The organism is Streptococcus moroccensis (genome assembly GCF_030812835.1).
GTDB classification, from domain to species: Bacteria; Bacillota; Bacilli; order Lactobacillales; family Streptococcaceae; genus Streptococcus; species Streptococcus moroccensis.
On record NZ_JAUSTM010000027.1, the window covers coordinates 1 to 24,785 of the forward strand.

Consider the following 24,785-nt stretch of genomic DNA (forward strand, 5'->3'; position numbering starts at 1 on the left):
TAGCTTAATTCCCCATCTTTTAATGTAATGGTGTCCACCAATTCATCGTTACGCCATAATTCAATCTCAATGTCCGGTTTCTTCGCTGGGCCATTCTCCCATATTTTTTCAACTTTCATGTCAATCAATTGCGTGTTAGTAGCAGTTACTGTTAAGCGCTCATTTAATGATAATAATTCATTATTAACTTTAACAGGATATGAAATCACATAGGAACCATCATCTTGATTAATAATCTTGATTATTGGTTTTTCGTCTTCTTTTAATTCATATAACTCATATCGGTATTCGCCTTTTAATACTTTTTCAAGTAATAATAAATCAGGATTATTTTGTAGATCTTCTTTGGATACATTATCATTGTAAATCCAAGTACTAATCTCATTCCCTTCTACTACTTTTTTCAATTCAATTGGTGTTACAGTACGATTATCAATTACTAAGTCTAACTTAGATGAGCTGACAAGTTGATAAGTTAATTTACGATTTGTTTCTTTGAATTTTGCAACTACTTCCTCATCTTTTTTATTCACTAAGTTAAGCTCTTTTATTTGATATTTTCCAAGTTTACCATAACCGCTTAATAATTCAGAGATAGCTTTTGTATTGTTTTTTGTTAATGTAAATTTCACAATCTCGTCATTTCCCATTAACACTACGACTTCAAGATTATAATCGTTAGCTTCATTCTCTACTATTTGCCAAATTTTTTCAAATTCTATTTCATGTTTGAATTCGTAATTTGTTATTTTGTATGACATTTTTGGAGCTATCACATCATCTTTGTCTGTGCTATCATCTGAATTACTGCTTAACGTAAGATGATCTAATTCTTTATAAAGGTTATTTACTAGAACAGTATCTTTAACAACAAATACTTTATTTGGAATACCCTCAACTAATAAATATGGTAGGAATAGTTTGTAGTTTCCATTTTCATCTTTTCTAATATAAAAATTATATTCTGTATTACCTGTAGTTTGTGCCTTTGCATTTGTTGCATCAAAATAATAATCGATAGGTAACGTATTATTAATAAGATTCAATTCATCAATAGAAACATCAACACCTCTTAATTCATAATACATTTGATCAGCAAATACCGGATGTGGTGAAGCCGTCCATGATAATTTTTCAGATTTAATTACTTTCTCTGGATTATTACCATTATCATAAATGATGTTCACAGTAATTGCCTTAGCATCCAATTCGTCAATTGATTTTGGCACTCTAAAATATTCATTTTTGCTGAACGAAATATTTCTTCCTTCAATATCTAAATAAAAATTCGAAAAATCAATTTTGAAACTTGTTTTTTTTGGTTCAATAGTTTCTTCAATTTCTTCAATAAATGAAACGAACACTTTAGATTCTGCTTCTATTATAGAATATCGTTTTTCTTTGATAAAATTTGGGTTTAATTTATCAAAAGAAGCTTTCCAATTATTATCTTTATTTAAAAGAATCGATACATAAACTGGCTTCTTAATTCCATCACCATCTACTTCATAAAGATCTTCACCTTGTTCGTTTTTCTTAATGACTTTTTCCCCGTTTAATAATAAAAATACCTCTATTTCTTTTGGAATTAATTCATCATTAATGCGAGTATCCCAAACCTTTTCTACATCCAATTTACCATATAGTTGATTATTTACTGTGACCGTATGAATAGCTGTCACAGTCCCCTCTGTATTGGTTAGTTGTTTAGCAACAAATCCACTATTTTCATCATATTTCTTAGTCCAAAAATCAGGCATGTAAAGTGAAAGTGTATCATCTTCATTCTTTGAAAGTAAAAAAGCAACATAGTTATCACCAATATGATGGTAACCATTTATGATATTCTCCCATGCTTCTCCCCAATCAACAAAAGGTTTATTGGTACCATAGTAGTAATAATTTGTAATCTCATTAGCTAATAATTCATGAGAAAATGTCTTATTCCATCCATCATCATGACTCATCGTCATAGAAGTAACATATTGAATTTTTCCATTTTCTTCTATATAAAGATAAATATTTTTTCTTCCACTATCATAATTCTTGAACTGATCACTAAAAATACGTTCAATTTCTAAATGACCAATTTCCGTTTTTTTAGTTTCAGCTTTCTCAGTAACCGTTGAGAAATATTCATTACCCTTTTCAATAAATAAATATTTTAACCCTCTTGCTTCTAACTCTTGTTTCGTAAAAGGTAATCCCCTATCTTTATTGTAAACATCTTTTAAAATTGGTACTGCATTAATAACTGCAGCATTTTCTTTTGTGAATGAATCATTTTCAAATGAACTTTCCCAGTTGTTTGCTGGACTCAATGAAATTTCACCATATTTTACAATCTTTTCATCCGTTGCATAATTATTTCTAACGTCTTCTGCATTTGTTTCGATTGGTACAATATATACTTCAATTTCGACTGCTTTTCGATCTGTTTTAGGTACATTCTCGTCCCATACTTTATCGATTTTTATTTTGTATGTTCCATCATCATCTGGTGTATCAAGGTTGGCATTGGATCCGATACCCCCACCATTTCGTGCACTATTTCCTAAAATGAATGTTGTTGCATTTTTCCAAGCTTCTAATTCTAATGCTTCATTATAAGCACTTCTTAAATGAATGACATCATTTGTATAGGACATTTCTTCTGGGATACTTTGCCCCTCTTTACCATCTTCTAAATATTTAATAATATTTCTATCTTTTGTAACAGGTGATAAATGTGAATAAAACTGATTTTGAATATTAACTCCATTTATAACAAATGACTGAGTTTTTTTAGCAAATGTAATGTCATTCCCACTCGATGCTGATTCATTATTATAAATATAAATTGTATGCCCATCACCAATATGGATGAAACCTGTCGGACAGTTCCATAGTCCGCCCCCATTACCACCTCCAAATTGATCAATCACTCCACCTCTTGCAGTATTCTCTGTTATTAATAAATTCTCCAAAGTTTGTTTCACTGGAGGTAAGGATACATAGATACCTCCGCCAAAATTTCTCGCATAATTATCTAATAACATTGTTTTATTAAAATGAGCATCTAAAGAATCAACATAAACACCGCCACCAACAATAGCTTCATTTTTATAAACTACACCGCCATTTAAATTCAATTCAGATTTATTACTTTTTATAAAGTTTTCATAATTTTTATCGACTGTAACTCTTTTATTCCACGCATATATATTATCACTTTGAATATAACCTGATGTTGAAGTTATACCACCACCAGCATTTGATGACAAATTACCAGCAATGATTCCATCTGTCAGGTTCACAACAGACATTGGTTGGGCAGAAACTCCAGCCCCGTTCGCTAATCCTGTAACGGCTTTATTGTTAACAATTTGTCCACCGGACATATTGAATGTTGCAGGCATACTTTTATCTATACGATTGGCAGCTCCAAATAAATCATTAATAAGCACACCACCAGAGAAGCCTGTATTATTATCTATCATCCCATTCGTCATATTAAAAGTTCCGCCGTATTTAACAAATACACCACCTGCGGAATTTGGACGATAACCCGCTCCATCAATTAGTTCTCGTGATTCATTATCAGTGATACGACCACCATTCATTTCAAGTAAGGCCTTTTCATTAACTACCACTGCCGCTGAATAACCATGTTGGTTATTGACACCGGTTAATATTGCATTTTTTATTACTAGTTTACCATATACATCAAATAAGATACCTTTACCCGCAATTGCAGTTTCTACTTTTGCTCCATCAATATTTATTAAACGATTCTCATCTCCTAAAGTTAACGAACCGTTAACGCTAAATAAAGAATTATTATTAAATTCAGCATTACGTTTTAAACTGATAGCTTTTAATCCATCAGGTATTGACTCTTTTGCTTTAATTATTGCTTCTTCCGCTCTTTTACGAGCTTCTTCAATTACTTCACGTTGTTTTTCTTCACCTTCTGCAACAAAATCAGCTGGTTGTTCAATTGGATCCCATTTCTCATCTGCTTGATGTTCAATATCAGAAAGCAAAATAATAATTTGTCCTTTTTGAATGTTTAATTGTTCCGTAATATCAATATCATTTTTTATAATAATTTTAGTAATCGTTCCATCTTTAGGTGCTAAATCAATTGCGGTTTTTAATTCCTCAAATGTTTTAACTTCAATAGTTGTTGAATTAATAACATTTGGTGTTGCAGCTCTAAAGCTTGAAATATTACTAATGCTAAGCTTATCACTCGAAAGTAATTTGTTTGTATTTTCACGTAGTTCAGCTATTTCTACGATTTCTTTGTTGTTGGAATCGACTGTTGTTTCTTCTGAAACACTGATTTCAGTAGTTGGCTCGCGTTGATCGTTTTCGTCAACTGATTCTACTTCTAGAAGCTCTTCGCTTGTTCCCACTTTATCTGTTTCATTACTGTCTTCAATATCTATTTCAGGTGTTGCCGTTTCTTCAATATCTACTAGTAAGCTAAAATCTTCACTAATTATATCAGTTACCGATTCTAAATTCACGGTGGAAACTTCTGCAATAGTTGTTGCCTCATCATATATCCCAATACTTTTTGTTACTTCTATATCTTCTGCTGTATTCACGTCTATATCCTGAGCAAAAACAGGATTTGCGCCTAGCAAAAACACAATTAAAGCGGTTACACCAAAAAGTGTGAAATTTTTTCTTTTCATCTTTCCCACTCCTTCATTATATTATCATTACTGTTCCAATCACTTTATTTTTTAAAGAATAGTATTTCATCTCGCTATTTAGATTATAGCACAACTTTAATTTTTTATCATTATTATTACAATTAAATTTTATCTTTTTTGATTTAATTATATGTCGAAAGTTCTCAAATGAAGTTAGCCACTTTCTAGTTGAGAAAAAAGTATACAAAAACACCTCAGAGAGATATAATGTAGTTCACCACAAACACATTAGAAAGGCTCCCTGAGATGCAACATCATTATACACTAAAAGGCAAGCACTTGACAATCACTGAGCGTTATTTGATTGAACGGTGGAATCGTGACGGCAAATCCAATCGACAAATAGCTCAATTGCTAGGAAAAGCGCCACAAACCATTCATAATGAAATCAAACGAGGAACTATCCTGCAACAAGTTCGTAAAGGCAAGTTCGAGAGAAGCTATTCAGCAGACTATGCGCAACTTGTCTACGAAGACAAGTTGCGCGCGGGAGCTGATTGCCCTTAGAAAGCGAAACAAAGAACTTGAAATGCAGTTAGACATCCTAAAGCAAGCAGCAGTGATTATGGCACAAAAAGAGAAATAGTCACTGCTAACAAGGGTAAATACAGCATTTCAGCCATGTGTCGTTGGTTGAATCTCCCTCGTTCCAGCTACTACTACAAAGCCTCAGAACCAGTATCTGAAGCGGAGTTTGAAGAAAAGGTGAAACAGATTTTTCTTGAAAGCCAATCAAGATACGGTGCTCGAAAGATCAAGCAATGTCTGGCCTCAGACGGGATCATTCTATCTCGTCGTCGCATTCGTCGGATAATGAAGCGTTTGAATCTCGTATCTGTTTACCAGCAGGCTAGCTTCAAGCCGCATTCTAAAGGGAAAAACGAAGCCCCTATTCCAAATCGCTTAGCCAGACAGTTCCACCAAGAAAAACTACTGGAAGCAATTGTGACAGATTTGACCTATGTCCGTGTTGGTCAGCGTTGGGCTTATGTTTGCTTGATAATGGACCTCTATAACCGTGAAATCATTGGTCTGTCAGTCGGATGGCAGAAGACTGCAGAACTCGTAAAGCAAGCGATTCAGAGCATTCCTTATGCTTTAACCAAGGTCAATCTTTTTCATTCTGACCGTGGCAAGGAGTTTGATAATCAGCTAATTGATGAGGTCTTAGGAGCATTTGGCATCACCCGTTCCCTCAGTCAAGCTGGCTGTCCTTATGACAATGCGGTAGCTGAGAGTACCTATCGTCCCTTCAAGCTGGAGTTTATCAACCAAGAAACCTTTCAGTCACTTAAAGAACTAACTCTTAAAACCAAGGACTATGTCCACTGGTGGAATCATCATCGCATCCACGGTAGTCTCAATTACCAAACACCAATGGCTAGGCGAGTGATCGCTTAACAAAAACACTTTATAAAAATTGTACAGAAAAGGGTTGCCTTTTCAGCCATTTACTTCAATGGTATAAGTCTCGCCTTCTTTTAAGTCTGATGCGCTGAGGACGATATTGCCAAAGACACGCGTTGCCGTGTAGGTGTAGATTGTCTCTCCATTAGCATCTTTGACCGTTATTGTATCTCCCTCACTTCCTGAAACGTCTACCTTAAAGGACATCTGAGTAGACGCTTCACCATTGAGGCCCTGAGCCATACCGGCTGATCCGATGGCCATAAAGGTACCGCCTGTAATGGTGGCTGTCCCATCATAATCAAGCGCGCCATCCCCGTTTGACGTTGGACCATTGACTGTGATGGTGCCACCTGTAATGGTCAAATCATTGTTGGAATCAATCCCATCACCATCTGCTGTGATCGTAATAATCCCTCCATTAATGACTAGGCTAACCCCTTCTTGGGCTTGCATTTCCCCAGCTGTTGACGCCCAATCAGTAGCATTCATGCCATCATCTGAGGCGACAATCGAAATTTCCCCATCATTGATAGTTACCACTTTTCCTTCAAAGCCTTCAAAACTTGATTGAATATCAAAACTGCCTCCATCAACTGTTAAATTATTTGAGGCGTGGACCCCTTTCTTACCTGCATTGATGATAAAGTTGCCTGATTGAATATAGACATTACCAAGAGATGTATCGTCTTCATTGTCAGCGTAAAGTGCACTTTTAACAGACGATAAGGTCATGGTCGTATCACAAATAGAGAGGTTGTCGTTAGCCGAAACAGCATGCTTAACGGTAGAGGTAACGGTATAGGTTCCTCCAGTAAACTTGATATCCTTTTTCCCTTTAATAGCATTGTTGTAGTTGCCCGTTACGGTCAATTCCCCAGACCCATTAAAGGTGATTGCGCTCTTAGAATAAATAGCTGCGCTGTAGTCTGTCGCTGTCCGATCAGCAGAGTCTTCAAGAGAATTCTTAGAGCCTTCGGCACTCGTGACAACCACTTGAACCGTGTCTGTGTCAGCAGCTGTAATCAGCAATTGAACACCATTACTTTCTCCTGAAAGGATATAGGTCCCTCCACTTGAAATAGTCACGACAGAGCCATCGACAGAAACACCATCTCCAGATGCCGTTGCGGATGTGCCAGATAGGTTAATCGTTGACGCCGCTGCTGCATCATAGGTATCGGTTAAGTCAACTGACGAGAAGTATTCTGTATTTGCTTCTTCTGTATCCACTGAAGTCACGGCCGAGCTCGTCGTTTCAGTAGAGTTGGTTAAAGAACAGGCCGTCAGCCCTGTTGATAACATGATCAGCGTTGATCCTAGAATAACTGTTTTTGTTTTCATAAAAGTACTCTCTCTTGTCTTTCTGATGTGAATTTGTCTGATTATAAAGAGTGAATCTAAAAAAAATCTTATAGCAATCACAAAAGGTTAGAAAGGCTACTTCCAACACTTAAACCATTTGGAAATAGGATAAATAAGGGGGGAGAAAACAGCCTTTAACGACAGCCTACATGTCAGTTTGCCTTCTAGCAAGCCTTTCAGGAAAAGGGCGCTGATGATGCTAAAAAGTGGACCTTGATATAACATCAAGGTCCACTTTTTTACAATTCGATTGTGACAAAGGCTTTATTGTTTCGTTAAAATAGTTAGAGTTTCTATCAAGCTATCAGTGTGCACTTCGATAGTGTCACCGGTTGCTTTAATTTTGACTTCAACGATGCCTTCTGCTGCTTTTTTACCAACAGTGACACGGATTGGTAGACCGATGAGGTCGCTGTCTGAGAATTTGACACCGACACGCTCATTACGATCATCCGTCAAAACTTGGTAACCTGCTTTTTGAAGGCTTGCCTCAATAGTTGCCGTCACAGCATTTGAAGCTTCGTCCTTGCTGTTGACTTCAACCACATGCACATCATAAGGCGCCAATTCTTTCGGGAAGTTGATTCCCCAAGCATAGCGGTACTCGCCTTTAGGTGTCTTGTTGACAAACAGGCGGGCATGCTGTTCAAGGACAGCCGAAAGCAGGCGACTAACGCCGATACCGTAACAGCCCATGATCATTGGAATGGCACGACCATTCTCATCCAAAACAAGACCATTCATGCTCTCGGTATAGCGTGTGCCCAGTTTGAAGATGTGCCCAATTTCGATACCACGGGCAAACTTGAGAACGCCTTTACCATCTGGCGATGGCTCACCTTCACGCACTTCACGGAGGTCGACATACTCTGCAGTGAAATCACGCTCTGGGTTAACCCCAGTCAAGTGGTAGCCATCTTCATTGGCACCAACCACGACATTAGCCACATCCTTGACGCGGCGGTCTGCCACTATTCGCGTCCCTTCTGGCAGACCAACCGGCCCAAGTGAGCCAAAGTCTGCCCCGAAGAATGCTTTCGCTTCTGCATCCGTCGCTGGCTCCAAGACACCTGCTGCCAAATGGTTCTTAAGTTTCACATCATTGAGCTGGTCATTGCCCACAAGAAGAGCAACCACTGGCTCATCATCAGCCATAAGAAGCAGTGTTTTAACGGTTTGAGTTTGGTCCACACCGAGAAAGGCCGCAACCTCATCAATCGATTTGCAGTTTGGTGTTTCAACCTTTGCTAATTCTTCTTGAGCTAGCACTTTATTGGCTGGCTTGTAGAAATCTGTCGCCATTTCTAGGTTAGCGGCATAATCTGACTCACTAGAATAGGCAATCGTGTCCTCACCTGAGACAGACCAGCTGAGGAGCTCTGCTTTGATCGCTTCCAAGACATCTTCAGGCAGCTCATCAAAGTTAGCGACAGACTTGTCTAACACCACCCAGTGGGATAGGTCTGTCCGGTCTGGCGTAATGGCCATGAATTCTTGGCTGTCCTTACCCCCCATAGCGCCACCGTCACCGATAATAGCTTTGTAGTCTAGACCAGCTCGGTCAAAGATGTTTTCATAGGCTTGTTTATGGTCTAAATAACTCTGGTCCAAACTCTCATCATCCGCATGGAAACTGTAAGAGTCCTTCATGATAAACTCACGGGTCCGCAAAAGACCATTACGTGGGCGTTTTTCATTACGGTATTTCGCCTGAATTTGGTAAAGAGTCAAAGGCAGTTGCTTGTAAGACTTGACCGAATCACGGACAATGGCGGTTAAAGTTTCTTCATGAGTTGGCCCCATGATAAACTCTGTTCCTTCACTGTTTTTGAGTTTGAAAAGGTCATCGCCATAAGTCTCATATCGGCCAGATTCTTTCCAGAGTTCTGACGTGATCATGGCTGGCGCCAACATTTCAACCGCACCAATCGCGTCAAATTCTTCTCGAATAATAGTCTTAATTTTTTCAATCACGCGGTTAGCAAGGGGCAAATAAGTATAACTCCCAGCTGAAATCTGACGAACATAGCCTGCACGGAGCATCAAGGCATGGCTGATAACTGAAGCATCGCTTGGCATTTCACGAAGCGTTGGGATCAGCATTTTTGATTGTTTCATGAATAATATTTCCTTTTTTATAATTATTAAATAGACGAATTGGCCTTAAAAAAGGCGCATAATATCGTTCCAAGTAACAGCAATCATGAGCAAAATCATAAAGATTGCCCCAATGACGGTCACGGTACTTTCAACTTCCTTTTTAAGTGGTTTGCGACGGATAGCCTCAAGGATATTGAGGACGATCTTACCTCCGTCCAGAGCTGGGATTGGAATCAGGTTTACGATTCCCAGATTAATCGACAAAAGCGCAAGGAGGTGTAAAATACTTTCGAATCCACCTTTAACCGCTTCAGAGCTCACTTGGAAAATCGCAACAGGCCCACCTAATTGATCTAAACTCGGTCGGACCAATAGATTTTTAAGGGCATCTAAAATCGCAAAGGCCGCATTCCAAGAACTGGTTAAGCCCCCGACTAATTTGTCAACCAAGCCTGTTTTCATGCCTGGTTGGACTCCAATATAGTATGCCCCATCTTCTTCAATAGGCACAACTGTCGCTGTCTTGGTTTGCCCATCGCGTTCATAGGTCACATCAAGTGTCGTCTCACCTGTAGCATTCTCAGTAGAAGCGGTCACCGCTTGGACAACACTGTCCCAATCCGTGATGGCATAATCTCCGATTTGAGTAATGGTGTCCCCAGTCTCAATACCAGCCTTTGCCATCGCACCATCTTCCACCATACGCAGTTGATTGGTTTGCGTATCGACAACGCCTCCCTGCATGAACACTAAGAGGGTAAAGACAATGATCCCTAAAATAAAATTATTCATAGGGCCTGCAAAATTGGTCATGATACGCCCAGGCAAACTGGCATTTTGATACTGAACATCCAGAGGGGCAATCCGCACTTCTGTCCCGTCTTCCTCGACAATAGTGGCATCATGATGAACAGGGTAGGTCTTCGTCTCATCGATCACCAGACCTGTCACTTCAAGGTTGTCTTCCAAATCATAACTGGTAATATTCATGGGAAGACTGGTCATATCCACCTGCTTTTGAGACAGGTTAATGCGTGTCACCACTCCATCGTCATTGAGGGTCAGGCTGGCTGCCTGTCCAGTCTTGATTTCAGTTGTGTCTTCCCCCCAGCCTGCCATGCGGACATAGCCACCAACAGGTAGGATACGAATGGTGTAAAGCGTCCCATCTTCGCCACGATGAGAGAAAATCTTGGGTCCCATCCCAATCGCAAACTCACGCACCAGAATGCCAGCTTTTTTGGCAAAATAGAAATGGCCAAATTCATGTATGACCACTATTAAACCAAAGATAAAAATAAATGCTAAAGCGTTTAAAATCAACGAAATTTACCTATCCTTTCTGCCTTAGAAAAGGCCGAAGAAATGCATAATCGGAAAAACAAAAATCAAGGAATCAAAACGGTCCAGAATACCGCCGTGACCCGGAATGACACGACCCGAATCCTTAACCCCATAATGGCGTTTAAGAGCGGATTCAACCAAATCACCAAACTGAGCAAAGGCTGAGAAAACAGCTACTAGGAGCAACATGGCCACATAATGATAGCCTGCCTTGACTTGCGGAAAGATCATGAGGTATACTGCTGCAAAGATGACTGCCGAAAGGAGACCGCCTAAGAAACCTTCAATGGTTTTGTTTGGAGAGACACGTGGCGCTAACGGTCGTCGACCAAATTGACGTCCCAAAAGATAAGCGCCACTATCGGTCACCCAGACCAGCAAGAGAGCAAAGAAAAGTACCTCACGGCTACTCATCTGAGCCAATAAGAGGGCATGAAAGCCCATACCAACATAGACACTCGAAGCGATTGGGTAAACCGCATCATCGAAAGTATAGTCTCCAAATTGAATCACCGTAGCTCCTAGAATGACAAGCACCACGATGGAAAAGGCTGCGTAATTGCCACCTGTTGGTAGAAAAGGCAAATACTGTTCCAAAGGCAGGGTCAAAAGCAAAGCCCCAAACATGGAAAGAACGCCCTCTACCGAGGTCGGTGCAATCTGACGCATTTTTAAGAGTTCAGTCACTGCAATCACGGCCAGGAAACCGACCACTAGTTGTGAGAAAACACCACCAAACCACATAATTGGAACAAACAGAGCCAGCGCAATACCACCAAAAATGACGCGTTTCTGCAAATCTTTCATTTCATATCTCCTTTAGTTTCCCTAAATGCCACCGAAGCGACGCTTCCGTTTGTTATAGGCCAAAATGGCATCTCGAAAGGCTGCTTCATCAAAGTCAGGCCAGAGCACATCTGTAAAATAGAGCTCACTGTAAGCTGCCTGCCATGGTAAAAAATTACTCAACCGTAACTCACCGCTGGTCCGAATAATCAGATCTGGATCGCGCAAGGTCCGAGGAAGGCTACGCGTTTGCAAGTGATCCGAGATCAACTGCTCATCGATATCATCAGGGCTGTATTTAGCGTCTAAAACATCCTGAGCAATCTGCTGCACCGCAGCAATAATCTCTGCACGACCCCCATAATTGAGGGCAAAATTGAGGATTAGCCCTGTATTAAGCTTAGTGAGCTCTTCAGCCTTCCTCAAAGCTGTGAAGGTGCCTTCTGGTAGACGATCCGTATCCCCAATCATCTGAATTTTGACATTATTTTTGTGAAGTTCTGGCACATAGTTATCATAAAAATCTACTGGCAAGTTCATGATAAAGGAAACTTCTGACTGTGGTCGAGACCAATTTTCAGTGGAAAAAGCATAGACCGTTAGGACTTGAACCCCCATATCGTTGGCTACTTTTGCAACCTTATGGAGAGCCTCCATACCAGCTTTGTGCCCCATAATACGGGGTTGCATGCGTTTTTTAGCCCACCGCCCATTGCCATCCATGATCACACCGACATGGTTTGGCACAACTTGTGGGACTTCCACCCGTGATTTTTGATTAAATTGAAATTTGAACATGTTCTTTTCCTGAAAATAGTATAATACGTCTCATTATACCACATCTTTGCCTAAAGAAAAAGCACAGACCCCGTTCTAGCACGGGCGGTCTGGGCTTTTCATGGATTTATTCTTCGATGATGGACTCTTCTGCAGACACAGCCTCATCTATTACAGGGGGCTCAACAGTCTCAGCTGGTGACAGACTGTCCACTGCACCTGAGACAACGGTACGAATGGCTGCGCGCTCAAAGGTCAAGTAAACCCCATCAATGTCAAGGGTTACTGTGTTTACTTCAGTATCAATGCTGTCAACCACACCATAAAGGCCACCAATAGTCACCACCTTGTCCCCTGTTTTCATGCTGTTAAGCATGTCAAGACGGGCCTGTTGTTGTTTTTTCTGGCCACGCGCTGTAAAGAACATCATCCCTACCATTACGACCAACATAATTAAAAGTGAATAATTCATTATTTCCTCCTCAAACACAGCTTTCTGTGAGTATTTCTGCTATTATAGCAAATTTTAAAGCGTTTTAAAAGCCTAGGCTGTTAATTCCTCTAATTTGTCAACCAAACGTCCGACATAGGCAACCGTCTCACGGAGCGGTTGGTCTGTGGTCACATCGACCCCAGCGTGTTGAGCCAATTCTTGCGCGGACAGGCTTGCCCCCATTTCTAAGGTTTCCAACCACTTAGCAACCGTTTCCTCAGGATTTTTCTCCAACTCTTGGGCCATGACCGTACCAATGGTCAAGCCAGCTGAGTAGGTATAAGGGTAGAGACCACCATAGTAATGAGGCTGACGCATCCATGTCAGACCGGCATCTTCTGTAATCTCAAAGTCCTCTCCCCAGAACTCTTGAATCACTTGACGCTTAATCTGGCAGAGCTTATCCCCGTTTAAGAACTCATTATTGTCCAAACGTGTGTAAACCTCTCTTTGGAAGGCTGCTTCCAAGAGGTGGGTCACCATGTTGTGGAAGTAAGTCCGGCTGATCAACTCGCTGATTAGATAGGCTTGGAATTCAGGGTCAGGGTTATCCTTGAGCAATTGGTTGCAAGTCAAAACTTCATTGGCCGTAGACGGCGCTTCGATGAAGTAGAGGGATGGATCATAGTTGAGAATGGACTGCTTGCTGGCTAACTGGAAATGCCCTGCATGGCCCAGCTCGTGGGCGAGGACCAAGACCTCATTCATGAGACCTGTCCAAGAAAGCAGAATGTAAGACGGCCCTTCATAGAGGGTCGCACAGTAGCCACCGGTTGACTTGCCTTCGTTTTGGGCAAAGTCAATCCAGCGCTCATCAAAGGCACGGTCAATCATCTGACCATAATCTTCCCCAAGCACAGCCAAGGCGTCTTTAAGGAGCTTGCGCGAGTCTTCAGGAGTGATGCGCAGGTTATAGGATGAGTCCAGACTAACCTTAAGGTCCGCACTGGTAATCTTGTCAAGACCATGCTGTTTGGCAACCAACTTGACAAAGCGTCGCATGTGGGGCGCCAAATCACTCATGATCACATCAATCTGACGGTCCATTAAGTCTCTGGATACATTTTGCTGGTAGAGCAGGTAGTCGATGGTCGACTCAAAACCGCGTAAGCGCGCTTCAATCTGCTCATTCTTAATTTGTGACAAGTAAGCCTGAGCGGTCACATTCTTATACTGGCGCAGGGTCTTGTAAAATGAATCTGTCGCTGCACGGCGCAGGTCTGTATCATGGCTGAACTCATAATCATTTTCAAACAGGACATAAGAGTTCGCATAGGTCTTGCCATTGACTTCAAAGTCCTCAAAGACCATGTCTTCAAACTTGGCTGCGCTATAAATGGTCTCAGGGTGACCAAAGAGCGGACGCAGTTGGTCCAAGAGAGCTTCCTGGTCAGGAGTCAACTGATGTGCTTTCTGACGTTTGAGCTCTGCCAAATACGGTTTGTAGTCGGGCTCACGCACAGCTAACTGATCCAGATACCCCTCGTCCATAGCCATTAATTCATTTGGCAAAAAAGCCATCCTTGGGTAGGCTTTCTCATAGACCTGGCTAAAAAGATTAGCTTCCTCAGCCCGCTCATCATTGAGCCTGTCCACATCTAAATTCAGATAAGCATAGCTCGAAAGGTAAGACTGCTCCTTGATAAGGGCTGCATAAATGGGCAGGGCATCTAAAGCACGGTCCAAACGGTGAAGCTGATCACGGTAAGTCTCTTCAAAGGCCTTGGTTGCCCCATCAAAATTAGCCACCGCCTCCTTATAGTCTTCTAACGTCGCATAAATCAGACTGGTGTCCCAGGTCTCAACCACAGGCACATCCTGACGTTTCGGTAATCCTTTTGTCATTGGTTCCTCCTCATTATCCTCAAAATGGCTGTAAGGGCCCGTCGTCCTTAGCCATTCAGAAGGCTTTACTGACTACCATTTTATCATGAAACACGCCCTAAGGCGAGAAGAAACCAATCCCCGACGATAAAGACAAAAAAGAGGCTAGGATTTGTTCCCGCCTCGTGTTGTTATATCCTATGATGTTTTCACAGTTTTATTCATTGAAGATACTTCAGCATCAACCAATGCTAATCAACACTCCGTTAATTTCTAAAAACCTTATCTTAACTTTCTACCAATAGCAATCGATTCAATACTATTTAAACGACTGACCACAAGCTATAGGTTAATAGTATATCCTTTCGCAACGAATAATCACACGCTTTAGTCCAGCAGGTGTACAGGTAAAAAGCGTCAAATCCCAATCATCGTCTCCTGTTACTCCTTGTTTATATACACTGTCCACATTAGTGGGTTCAACATATTCCCGATTACTAATTAGATAACGGTATTCTTGACCGTCAACTGTTTCCAGTTGAACCTCTTCACCCAAAGCTATGGTTTGAAGGCCTTCAAAATGTTCAGGATAGTTATGCGCACATATCACTAAATCATTTGTATAATAGGATCCCTGATATCTGGTGGGCGTCTGGTAAAGCTGGTTAAAGCTATAATTTGCAGCTATAGGCAAAACCAATTGATGTGAAGGAATTTTTAGTCGGCCAATAAAATTTGTTCCATCTATTTCCTGCACAGGCATTGCACCATTTTCAGAGGCAACTAAATGATGTCCTTGCTCTGATTGAAGGTGATTACTAATTCTTTGTGAGACTCGATGAGCACTCTTGGCTTCTTGAGTGTTTTGTAGAAAAAACCAGCCTGCCCCTATGAAACAGGCTAGGCTAGCTAATCGTAAAAAAATCTTTAATGGTTTAAGACGTTTCATCTTGATCACCTCGAATGCTCACCGAAACGAGAAGAAGAAGAACTCCAGTGATCAATAGGACAGGTACAGGCCACCAAATTTGACCTGTAAATGGTAATTCTTTATCTTTTCTCTTTGAATCATCGGGTATAACCATCTGCTGTTGACTATCAGAATCTTTCTTAATGCTCATTTTTTGAATGGTTTCAACTAATAATTGACCTTGATTAGGAACTGCAATCAAAAAAGGAGTGAGTTTTTCATACCCGTCGGCAGGAACTGTTTGAACCAAAAGATAAACTCCTTGTGGTAACTCATTCAACTGAGCTCCTTGTAACGGGATAGTCTCAATGGTCACGTATGGTGTCACAGATTGTGCAACCTGTAACAACCCTTTAATATCTTCTAGATGAAATTGTTTCAAATCAGCTTCTAACACGGAAGATGCCGTATTCTTAAACTCTGGTTTCAAAACATATTCTAACGAATCCGAGTGTTGTTCTCGCAACGCAATTTGATAAACTAGTAAATTTCCACCTGAAACCATTTTGTTTTGATACTGTTGTTTGACAACGATACTCCCCGTTTCAAGTATTTGTCCATTCTGTGCACTAACAGAAGCCCCACTTAAAAGTATTGTAAAAGCCATACAAAATAATAGTAAATAACGCTTCATAAAGTTAGTCCTTTCTTTTATACTGCTTTAAAACTTGTTTACGCTTATAATCTTGGTTTGTTTTATTGATAAAAACAATGAGCAATATTCCTAATACAGGAATAGCGATAAACGGCATAATATAAATGGGCTCTATCTGAATAGCATCAGCCAAAACTAACGCCTCCCCATTCTCATTAGCAACACGATGACCACGTACCAATAAACGATGGGTATTGACGCCATAGGGTGTGCATGTTAAAAGGGTTTGGTAATCTTTCCCTTCTTCAATCTGTATATTGCTCAAATCCTTCGGTTCTACAATTCGAATCTGATCTACCTCATAGGTATAAGTTTCATTTAAAATATTGACCGTCCACCGATCTCCCTCTTTCAATTTATCTAAATCCGAAAAAAGTCTAGCAGAAGGGAGCCCGCGATGGCCAGATAAGACGGAATGAGTCGAGTCACCCCCTACCGGAAGACTCGTCCCTTCCAAATGCCCAATTGATGTCTGCAAAACATCCTCTGATGTCCCATGGTAAATGGGTAACGTTACTTTAATTTTAGGGATTGTTAAAAAACCCATATTTCCAGTTTCATCAACCGATAACTCATTATGATAACGCTCTTTTTGCTGATCCGTCATTTTCCAAAGGATACCAGCATCCAAAAACTGTTCGTTGTATACACTTGCACTTTCTAGCAAACGTTTGTATTCTGAAGTGTCCATGTTTGAGACGTTTTCCTGGTAATTCATAATAGCTCGAGATTGATGAAAGGAATTCCAATAATCTGAAATAGAAGGATAGGCTAAAAAACCTATCCCTATAAGAATTATTGCAACTAAAAAATGAGTAATGAGTTTGTCAATCTTATTTTTCATTCCTGAATTCTACATACGCGCTCTACGTCTTGCTAAGAGGATAACAGATCCTCCAACCACAAGGATAGCCCCTACTGTGTAAAGAATCGTTGTCCCTACGCCACCCGTTGAAGGAAGTTCAGTACCAGTATTATTTTTTACAGTTGCAGTTACTATAAAGCTATCCGTATCACCAGTAACATTCTCTGCTTTAGTCAAAGTAACTTGAGTTTCTCCTTGCAATAGGTTATAGCCATCTGGAGCCTTAGTTTCTACAAGGTAGTATGTACCTTCGTCCAGACCTTTAATCTCTGCTTTCCCATCAGTATCTGTTGTAAATTTTGTAGCAGCTGATTGTTCTCCCCAGCTAATCTTTCCTGTTTCATCAGCTACATTAAGAAATTGTCCTTGTTCATTTTTTAGTACAAATTCAGCACCTGCAAGCTTATTATTATTTTGTCCATCTACCTTATCAATGGTTATTTGACCGGTATAAACATGTACCGTCTTACCTTCATCATCCGTCTCAGTATTGGGATTGATTTTTGCGGTGTTTTTGTTGGAATCACTATCCGCAGATCCTATGTTCGCTTTATTTGTTAAAACGCCATTATAGGTTACTTTAATCATTGATGTTTCATTATCATAAATAAATTCACCCTCATTATTAACCCATGGAATAGTTATTTTAAATCCACTAGCTGAACTTTCATTTATAGTATATGCACTAGCTTGTAATTCAACCTCATTTACGAATACTTTTATAGAACCTTCTGTAAATGTAATCCCTTGAGGGAAGGAATCTTCTACTACATATTGAGTTACTTTCTCTCCATTGGAATAACGCACTGCATTTAGATAGTTTAAAGTATATGGAACGGTATTTCCTATAGCATATGTCTTATTTTGATCTCCAACCGTTTTCCCACCGGTATCTCCCCAATCGGCCTCATTGTTCTTTTCTTGAATCGTAGCATTAGGGTTCACAGATGTTACCATTACTGTAGCCCCTTCTTTTAGACTTGTGCTTACATAGTAGTATCCAAAAGAAAGATTACTTAAAGTTACACTAGATCCATTTCCTGTGGCATTTGCTGATGAAGAAATGTTACCAATTTCTTTTATAGTCTTAGCCCAATTTGCTATGTCAGTATCTGCAACATTTTCTTTTACTGTTACATAGGTTTTGCCACCATTTTCTTGTGTGTTAAATAACTCATTAAATTTTGTATCGTTTTTATATATGCTTACATGATTATCAGGAATTGTATACGACACAGCGTTTCCTTGATAAGTAGCATCAAATATCTTATAGGCATTGTAAGTTGCATCCTTCCCGGTATTTTCTACGGTAATTTTTCCAGTAGTTCCTATCTGTGCCGCAAATACACTGAATTTAGGCAATATAGCAACGACTATCAGTATTGTTGCAACTATCAGCGCTGCAAATGGTTTAAATTGTTTTTTCATAATGTCCTCTCATTCTTGTATTGAAAATCAATACGCTTTTTTATTTTTATAATATAAGGCTAATCCTGCTGGTAAGATGAGCGATAAGCCAATCAGATAAACAGTGAAACGTCCAACACCTCCTGTATTTGGTAATTCAATCCCAGAAGAATTGGTTATTTTAGCTGAGTATACCCCATCGTCTTGGTTCAGGGTCACTTCTCGAGCATTGTCATTCTGGATGACTGATATGCTAGTGCTGGTAACTGCTATCCTAATCGGTTTTTGCTCCAGTTGATAGCCATCTGGCGCCTTAACTTCTACTAATTCATAGGTGCCAAGTTTTAGCATTTGTTGGGGTAAATAGCCCTCTTCATTCGAGGTAAGGTCACTTATTTTCCCTTCCTCCTGTCTGCTTCCATTGGCATCAAGTGGATACAGAGTAAAGACAGCACCTGTTAGTCCTTTATCCATATTAGCAACATCCACTTTTTGTATTAAGAGTTCTTGCTGGTTTCTTTCATTGGTGAAGATGATTTCCATATCCCCATCAACTACCGCTTGTGCGGCATTTGTTGCTTCATAAGATTTTATGACTTCGTCATCCTCATTGAGGTGACTAATGGTTTCTTTGACTGTAAATCCCTCATAAGCCTGTTCATCAATCGTAATTACACTATTGTATGGTACATCTTTAATTATTTTGCTTTCTCCATCTTTTAAGAAAAAGTTTTGTGCTGGCAATGCGCCTCCTGGACTAAAAGTAAAGCTTCTGTCTTTATCTGACTCATTCCCAATCACTTTCTTAGTTACTTTAATCGTATATAGTTTTGGTTTCCACACTGCATAAAGGGTATTGGCCTTGTCTTCTAGGTTATCAATTCCGATTTCTTGCTTAAAGGTAAATTTGATATTGCCTTTATCAGCCTCTTCTTTGCTGTCATTCCAACCTATTAAATCATAGCCCACTCTAGTGAAGTAGTCTTTATCCGCAGTTAGGGTAGATTGGTTTACCAGGATATCCTTTCCATCAATTTTAGTGATTTCGACCCTGGATGCCTCTTGCCCATTCTCCTGTCGGCTTCCTCCATTGCCATCATAGATTAACTTGGTTACTTCAACCAGTAAGTCATCTACTTCTTTGAATACCGGATAAATGATGATTTCCTTGTCTTCATTGGCCAGTTTGGCTTCTACTGTAATCTCATCATAAGGGTTATAAATTTTGCCATTGTAGTACCAGCCTCGGAACCTATATTTCTCTGATTTTTCCACATAAGGTCGATGAGGAAGAATGGCATGAGACTGATCATCATACTTATTTGGGTCCTGTGTTACATCAAAGGCCTGTATCTGTCCTCCATCTTCGCCGACCAGAGGCTTCTTAGAATTATAATCATAAACTATGTCACTATACTTTAGTTTAAAGTCTCCCAAACGTCGCCAAATGGCTCTTAGTGTTGTATCTCCCGCCACTACTCCGTTAAAGTTATATAACCTAGTTGTCCCATCCGGGTTGACTAAGTACCAGCCTATCAAACTATAGGCATCTTTTTCAAAACGGTACTTGGTATTTGGATCAGTATTAATTTCATTCGGATTTTGTGTATAAAAGGCTCTTCTTTCCTTATTAGGGTCATTGTCTTTAGTGTCATAGCGGTAGTAGTAGTCTCCTTCGGAATCTGCCACATAGTCACGCTTAACATCGAAGTACTCCTTGATTTTCTCTCCGTATTCCAGCTTTAAGTGACTTGGTTGACCCTGCAAGAGCACGCCCCCATTAGGGTCAATGGTGATGTCATATTTTGCCTTACGATAGCCTGCATAGACCTTGATGTCATGGGCCGGCATTTTGGCATCCCAATTATATTCTTCGGTTAATTGCTTGTCCTTATACCACTTCCCATCCCATTCATAGCCCGGCATAGAGGGTCTTGGGGCACTGGCTGGCTTATGATTAACAATATTATCCTCATAGAGCACATCGGGAAGGGTTGATACCACCCCGTCGTTTAAAGGGTCTACAATATTGATATTGTATTTTTGTCTTTCATAGCGGATTTCAAGCCCAGTAGACGGTTCAATCCGTTGCCCACTGGCCGCATAATACCAATTCCCATCCCATCGTCTATATTGAGACACCGTAAAACCGGCGTATTTTTCAGAAAAGGTAAATCTTCCCCCTGTCCCTGTCCCAATATCTGACGGTGTGTCACTGTAAGTCCCATCGATATTTTGCTTATAAAAATTAATTCCGCTTGCGTAATAGTTTGCCTTTCTGAAGAGGCGAATTTCTCTACCCGTTCGGTCATAGGTGTTGCTAGGGAAGACAAATTCGCCCAGATAGGACATGCCCGGATAGCCAGTAGTTGCGGGATAATGCCACATATAGCCTTCATGGAAAGGCCAGTCGTAGCCATTTTCTTCCAGGGAGGTCCCATAGAGACCCGTATATACCCTGGTATTAGCACTCATCCAGTAGCTAGTATAATAGTGTGGTATATTAGAACTAACTGCCGGTAGATAAAACCTCATGGTCATGAGCTTTCGGTTAAAGTAGACATTGATCACCGAGGAGCCATCGGCCTTGACCACTGTAGAGGTCTGCCCCCGAAGGTCGGTATATTCAAAACCGACCTCTTTTGGAGTTCTATCTGAACTTGTAAGATAAACAGTCTGCCCTACATTTCCCGTTCGACTTTCTTGTCCGGCATAGTCATAGGTTTTCGTGGCAGCAGAAGCATTTTTATTATCTGATTTTGACTGCTGCCAATAGATGACGGTATAGTCAGCTTTATCCTGTATCCAGTGGGCATAGATCACTGTATCCTTGGTGAAGGGAGTCGAGAAGTTAAATGTTCCTCCCTGTCCATTCTCTGCTAAAAACCACCCACCGAATCGATAACCGGCTCTCTTTGGATCTTCCGGCTTAACAGATTGAGCGCTTTCGCCCTTAAAGACCATTCTGGACGGAATATATGGGGCGCCATCGTCAATATCGCCTGTATTAAATTCCAGTCTGAAAGAATCCTTAAAAATAGGATAAAAAGAAATATCTCCTGTAATTGGATAGGCATCTTTATCTTGACTAATAACCGGCCCGCCCTTGGTCAAGGACCAGCCAGCAAAGGATTGGGTTGATATAGGCGACAGAGCAGAAATACTAGTTAGGTCTACTTTCCCCACCCCATTGGCATTGGGGACCTGTATTTTTTCTAAGATTTTCTCCCCTTCTACATCATCATAAAAGGTAGCATAGAAAACCTTCCCAAGGTTGGGACGGACGTAGATCGTTTTGTCTTCCGTTACGAGAATAGGCGCATCAAATTTTACTTCTTTCCCGTAGGTGTCTGTTTCTTTGTCATACTCAAACCAACCATTAAAATTTTCACCAGATGCAATACGAGGTGTACCAATACCATGAAGTGATTCTCCATCTTTTATAATCTGTGTATCTGTATTTGAACCACTATTTAATTTAAATGTGTATTGGGAACCATCTACGTTTTCAAACTTGTAAGTGTGTCTAAAAACTTTTTCACTATCTTTCTTAACAATAGCGTAAATAGAAAAAGAAGTTGTAATAAATGCTAAATCACTTCCTGAATCTTTCGTCTCAGGATCGTCTTTTGACTTAAGCACTTCGATATTACCATCATCTTTAAAGTGAACTACTTCAGTATCATCTGGAGAAGCATTATTCTCTTTTTCCTGTTCTCTGTATGTGATTTCAACTTTTACAGGAGCCTTTGGCTGTACCAGCTCCTCTTTTGAATATAATGTAATATCATATAAATCTAAGCTCTTTATGTCCTCTTCTTTTTTCTCAATTTTTTCTAAAGTTTTTTCCTTATATTTTCCAAATATTTTATCGGATTCGTTTAGCCGTTCCACTTCTAAGACTGTGTCTTTAGGAAGTTCTGCGTCACGTTTAACTTCTACCGTAACAATGTACTCTTGATTTTTGTACTCAAGAGTATCCTCTAAATATAGGTTATCCTCAGTTTTATCATCATCTGATTCTATAATAGTATTTTGGTCTAGATTATTTAAACTTAAATCTCGTTCATTATCATCAGCTATTACCCTTTCAGAATTTTCATCACTGGTCTGCCCAAAAGCGCTCGTAGAATCAGAAGTCTCAATTTCTGTCGAGTCATCACCTCCAAAATCACTTGTGACCGGAGGTGATGTATCATTGCTTTCAATACTTAAACCAATATCTTCCGTTTTTGACATTTCAATCGAAAAAGCTGGTAATATTAAAACATAAATTGTACAGATAGAAACAATTAAAACGCTTAAAAAAATAACTATTTTTTTTGATTTGAAATTAAGTGTTTTAAAAAATGTCATCATACGTTTCATGAAATCATTCATTGATGCTCCCTCCTTTCCTTGATGCTTACGTTGTCTATCACATTAAATATTACCAAGCTGATTTAAAGGCCATACCCTCATAACTATTTTCCCAACTATTTGCTCTTGAGAAATCCCACCTATAGCTGTATTCCTAGAGTCGATAGAACTGATTCTATTATCTCCCATCACAAAAATCTGTCCATCCGGTACTTGATAAGGATAGGTGATATTGCTTTGACCCAAAGCGAGCTCAGAGACATAAGGTTCTTCAAGTTTCGTTTGATTAACATATACCTCACCTTCAGTAGTAATCTCGACCCAGTCACCTGACACTGCAATAACTCGTTTCACTAAAACTTTATTGTTATAATAAAACGCTAAAACGTCTCCAGTATCAAATTCTGACCCTTTGACTGCCAGAACAATATCCCCTTCATTGAGGGTCTTATCCATCGAATGTCCATAGATTCGTAATACAGGCAACCAAAAAACCACTACCAGAACAGCTGTAGCAGTTACACCCATCAATATATAGAAAGTATTACAAACAATCATCCAAAATCGATTACGATAGCGGACACGTTCCAACTCATCAGAGACCTCATCGGAGGTTATAGGAATATCATTCATTTCTTTTTTCATCCTTATACATGGCTTTGATACTAAGTAGATATTGATCAGCTGCAGCCTGAGCCGCTTCAAATACTCCATTCAAAGCCAGCGAGGCCTCAGCAATTGAACCCACTTCATTTAATTTAATTTCTTTTTGCTCTACAAGTTCTTCAAGCTTTTTAATTGTGTCAGCTTGCGATTCAATTGTTTGTTGCTGATTTAACATTAATTCCAACAATTGCTCACGCTTCAATCGTTTCAATTTTTTAAGCTCCACAATGTGATCCCTTCTCTTTGATTATACTCCATAGTAATCTTTATACTTCTATGGAATTCATACGTTTAAGACTGTAATTAGCCCACAATGTATTAAAGCACAATAACAACAATTTGTCTATACTTTTATCCAAAAAGACAATCTCTTTGTCAGCTATATATCGCATAATATCACGTCTCTGTCCGCAGAACTTCGATTTTACTACTTCTTCCACTGACGCTCAAGGCTTCTAGCGTCAGACTTAAAGCAGTCTATCCTCAGACCATTTTAATCCGCTATTTCATGATAATCGAACTTGGGAATCACTATGGATTGTGGTCAGTGGACTGATTCCTCAGAAATACGACATGCCCATCGTATTTAAAAGAGGCTAGGACTTGGTCCCACCTCGTGTTGTCTTATCTTATCCAAATGCGTCTTTTTTTGGTAAATCTCTCTAATGCTTCAACGTTTCCAAAAGACCCTTATCCAGTAATAAAGCGTGTAGAGAATCAGCCCGACAACCGCTAGTGAACTAATAGTCATCAGAATATCATAGACTCCCGGAAGGCTCCCTTTGATGAGCTGCAACAGCCCAATCATGACCAAAAGTCCCGCTAGCCATTTAGCAAATCCAAGGAGAAAGTCTTTAATCGTGTAGTCCTTCATGCCCATCACCTCGTTTCTCATGAAGGTTTCCTACACTCATTATAGCACACCTAGGTCAGGGTTTCAAAAAGGCCAAGACTGTTGTCTTGACCTCAGACCGAAGACAAACTTCATTTTGAGGTTTGTCTTTTCTTGCGATTTGAATAAAACGTGTTCATGGATTAAAAGTATCAGGGTGATAGCTCTA

The 24,785-nt window shown here is 39.9% G+C and carries 16 protein-coding genes and 2 pseudogenes; 2 read left to right on the plus strand and 16 right to left on the minus strand.

Annotation, left to right across the window (positions count from 1 at the left end; genetic code table 11):
• A partial coding sequence (locus tag J2S23_RS09890; RefSeq protein WP_307122564.1) for a Cna B-type domain-containing protein occupies nucleotides 1-4,685 on the minus strand: 4,685 nt, incomplete at its 3' end.
• A 267-nt stretch (nucleotides 4,686-4,952) separates the two neighbouring features.
• Here J2S23_RS09890 and J2S23_RS09895 point away from each other — a divergent pair.
• Together J2S23_RS09895 and J2S23_RS09900 are read left to right on the plus strand one after the other, a co-directional pair.
• A pseudogene (locus J2S23_RS09895) lies at nucleotides 4,953-5,180 on the plus strand (helix-turn-helix domain-containing protein); the annotation flags it as partial.
• Nucleotides 5,181-5,187: 7 nt separating this feature from the next.
• A pseudogene (locus J2S23_RS09900) lies at nucleotides 5,188-6,107 on the plus strand (IS3 family transposase); the annotation flags it as partial.
• A 42-nt stretch (nucleotides 6,108-6,149) separates the two neighbouring features.
• Here J2S23_RS09900 and J2S23_RS09905 read toward each other — a convergent pair.
• The 15 genes from J2S23_RS09905 to J2S23_RS09975 all read right to left on the minus strand — a co-directional run bounded on the left by J2S23_RS09905 (nucleotide 6,150) and on the right by J2S23_RS09975 (nucleotide 24,619).
• On the minus strand, nucleotides 6,150-7,457 hold the full coding sequence (locus tag J2S23_RS09905; RefSeq protein WP_307122565.1) for a carbohydrate-binding domain-containing protein: 1,308 nt from the start codon (nucleotides 7,455-7,457) through the stop codon (nucleotides 6,150-6,152).
• A 285-nt stretch (nucleotides 7,458-7,742) separates the two neighbouring features.
• On the minus strand, nucleotides 7,743-9,596 hold the full coding sequence (locus J2S23_RS09910; RefSeq protein ID WP_307122566.1) for a proline--tRNA ligase: 1,854 nt from the start codon (nucleotides 9,594-9,596) through the stop codon (nucleotides 7,743-7,745).
• A gap of 45 nt (nucleotides 9,597-9,641) precedes the next feature.
• A complete protein-coding gene (gene rseP, locus J2S23_RS09915; RefSeq protein WP_307122578.1) occupies nucleotides 9,642-10,898 on the minus strand; it encodes an RIP metalloprotease RseP in 1,257 nt (418 codons plus the stop codon).
• A gap of 27 nt (nucleotides 10,899-10,925) precedes the next feature.
• The gene (locus J2S23_RS09920; RefSeq protein WP_307122579.1) at nucleotides 10,926-11,720 is read right to left on the minus strand and encodes a phosphatidate cytidylyltransferase; all 795 of its coding nucleotides are present in this window, start codon (nucleotides 11,718-11,720) and stop codon (nucleotides 10,926-10,928) included.
• Nucleotides 11,721-11,750: 30 nt separating this feature from the next.
• Complete coding sequence (gene uppS / locus J2S23_RS09925; protein WP_307122567.1) at nucleotides 11,751-12,506, minus strand: undecaprenyl pyrophosphate synthase; 756 nt, start codon at nucleotides 12,504-12,506, stop codon at nucleotides 11,751-11,753.
• 106 nt (nucleotides 12,507-12,612) lie between these two features.
• Nucleotides 12,613-12,957 (minus strand): preprotein translocase subunit YajC, encoded by a 345-nt coding sequence (gene yajC / locus J2S23_RS09930; RefSeq protein WP_307122568.1) that lies wholly within the window; start codon nucleotides 12,955-12,957, stop codon nucleotides 12,613-12,615.
• A gap of 72 nt (nucleotides 12,958-13,029) precedes the next feature.
• Nucleotides 13,030-14,823 (minus strand): oligoendopeptidase F, encoded by a 1,794-nt coding sequence (pepF, locus tag J2S23_RS09935; protein ID WP_307122569.1) that lies wholly within the window; start codon nucleotides 14,821-14,823, stop codon nucleotides 13,030-13,032.
• Nucleotides 14,824-15,151: 328 nt separating this feature from the next.
• Complete coding sequence (locus J2S23_RS09940; protein WP_307122570.1) at nucleotides 15,152-15,751, minus strand: sortase; 600 nt, start codon at nucleotides 15,749-15,751, stop codon at nucleotides 15,152-15,154.
• Nucleotides 15,738-16,406: a hypothetical protein gene (locus tag J2S23_RS09945; RefSeq protein WP_307122571.1), complete on the minus strand. Its 669-nt coding sequence runs from the start codon at nucleotides 16,404-16,406 to the stop codon at nucleotides 15,738-15,740. Before J2S23_RS09945 ends, J2S23_RS09940 begins: the two co-directional genes overlap by 14 nt.
• Nucleotides 16,407-16,410: 4 nt before the next feature.
• Nucleotides 16,411-17,271 carry a class C sortase gene (locus J2S23_RS09950; RefSeq protein WP_307122572.1) on the minus strand — a complete coding sequence of 287 codons (861 nt, stop codon included), beginning with the start codon at nucleotides 17,269-17,271 and terminating at the stop codon, nucleotides 16,411-16,413.
• A gap of 9 nt (nucleotides 17,272-17,280) precedes the next feature.
• Entirely contained in the window at nucleotides 17,281-18,720 is a 1,440-nt protein-coding gene (locus tag J2S23_RS09955) for a SpaH/EbpB family LPXTG-anchored major pilin (RefSeq protein ID WP_307122573.1), read from the minus strand.
• 27 nt (nucleotides 18,721-18,747) lie between these two features.
• The gene (locus J2S23_RS09960; RefSeq protein WP_307122574.1) at nucleotides 18,748-22,938 is read right to left on the minus strand and encodes an InlB B-repeat-containing protein; all 4,191 of its coding nucleotides are present in this window, start codon (nucleotides 22,936-22,938) and stop codon (nucleotides 18,748-18,750) included.
• A 183-nt stretch (nucleotides 22,939-23,121) separates the two neighbouring features.
• Nucleotides 23,122-23,703: a signal peptidase I gene (gene lepB / locus J2S23_RS09965; protein ID WP_307122575.1), complete on the minus strand. Its 582-nt coding sequence runs from the start codon at nucleotides 23,701-23,703 to the stop codon at nucleotides 23,122-23,124.
• On the minus strand, nucleotides 23,684-23,950 hold the full coding sequence (locus tag J2S23_RS09970) for a DNA repair protein (protein WP_307122576.1): 267 nt from the start codon (nucleotides 23,948-23,950) through the stop codon (nucleotides 23,684-23,686). Before J2S23_RS09970 ends, lepB begins: the two co-directional genes overlap by 20 nt.
• Before the next feature lie 444 nt (nucleotides 23,951-24,394).
• Complete coding sequence (locus tag J2S23_RS09975; protein ID WP_307122577.1) at nucleotides 24,395-24,619, minus strand: hypothetical protein; 225 nt, start codon at nucleotides 24,617-24,619, stop codon at nucleotides 24,395-24,397.
• Nucleotides 24,620-24,785 lie beyond the last annotated feature (166 nt).

Excerpts from the sequence above, each read along its gene's own strand:
- J2S23_RS09905 (WP_307122565.1), bottom strand. The coding sequence starts at position 7,457 with ATGAAAACAAAAACAGTTATTCTAGGATCAACGCTGATCATGTTATCA.
- J2S23_RS09950 (WP_307122572.1), bottom strand. The coding sequence starts at position 17,271 with ATGAAAAATAAGATTGACAAACTCATTACTCATTTTTTAGTTGCAATA.
- J2S23_RS09910 (WP_307122566.1), bottom strand. The coding sequence starts at position 9,596 with ATGAAACAATCAAAAATGCTGATCCCAACGCTTCGTGAAATGCCAAGC.
- lepB (WP_307122575.1), bottom strand. The coding sequence starts at position 23,703 with ATGAAAAAAGAAATGAATGATATTCCTATAACCTCCGATGAGGTCTCT.
- J2S23_RS09945 (WP_307122571.1), bottom strand. The coding sequence starts at position 16,406 with ATGAAGCGTTATTTACTATTATTTTGTATGGCTTTTACAATACTTTTA.
- yajC (WP_307122568.1), bottom strand. The coding sequence starts at position 12,957 with ATGAATTATTCACTTTTAATTATGTTGGTCGTAATGGTAGGGATGATG.
- pepF (WP_307122569.1), bottom strand. The coding sequence starts at position 14,823 with ATGACAAAAGGATTACCGAAACGTCAGGATGTGCCTGTGGTTGAGACC.
- uppS (WP_307122567.1), bottom strand. The coding sequence starts at position 12,506 with ATGTTCAAATTTCAATTTAATCAAAAATCACGGGTGGAAGTCCCACAA.
- J2S23_RS09975 (WP_307122577.1), bottom strand. The coding sequence starts at position 24,619 with ATGAGAAACGAGGTGATGGGCATGAAGGACTACACGATTAAAGACTTT.
- J2S23_RS09960 (WP_307122574.1), bottom strand. The coding sequence starts at position 22,938 with ATGTCAAAAACGGAAGATATTGGTTTAAGTATTGAAAGCAATGATACA.
- J2S23_RS09940 (WP_307122570.1), bottom strand. The coding sequence starts at position 15,751 with ATGAAACGTCTTAAACCATTAAAGATTTTTTTACGATTAGCTAGCCTA.
- J2S23_RS09955 (WP_307122573.1), bottom strand. The coding sequence starts at position 18,720 with ATGAAAAAACAATTTAAACCATTTGCAGCGCTGATAGTTGCAACAATA.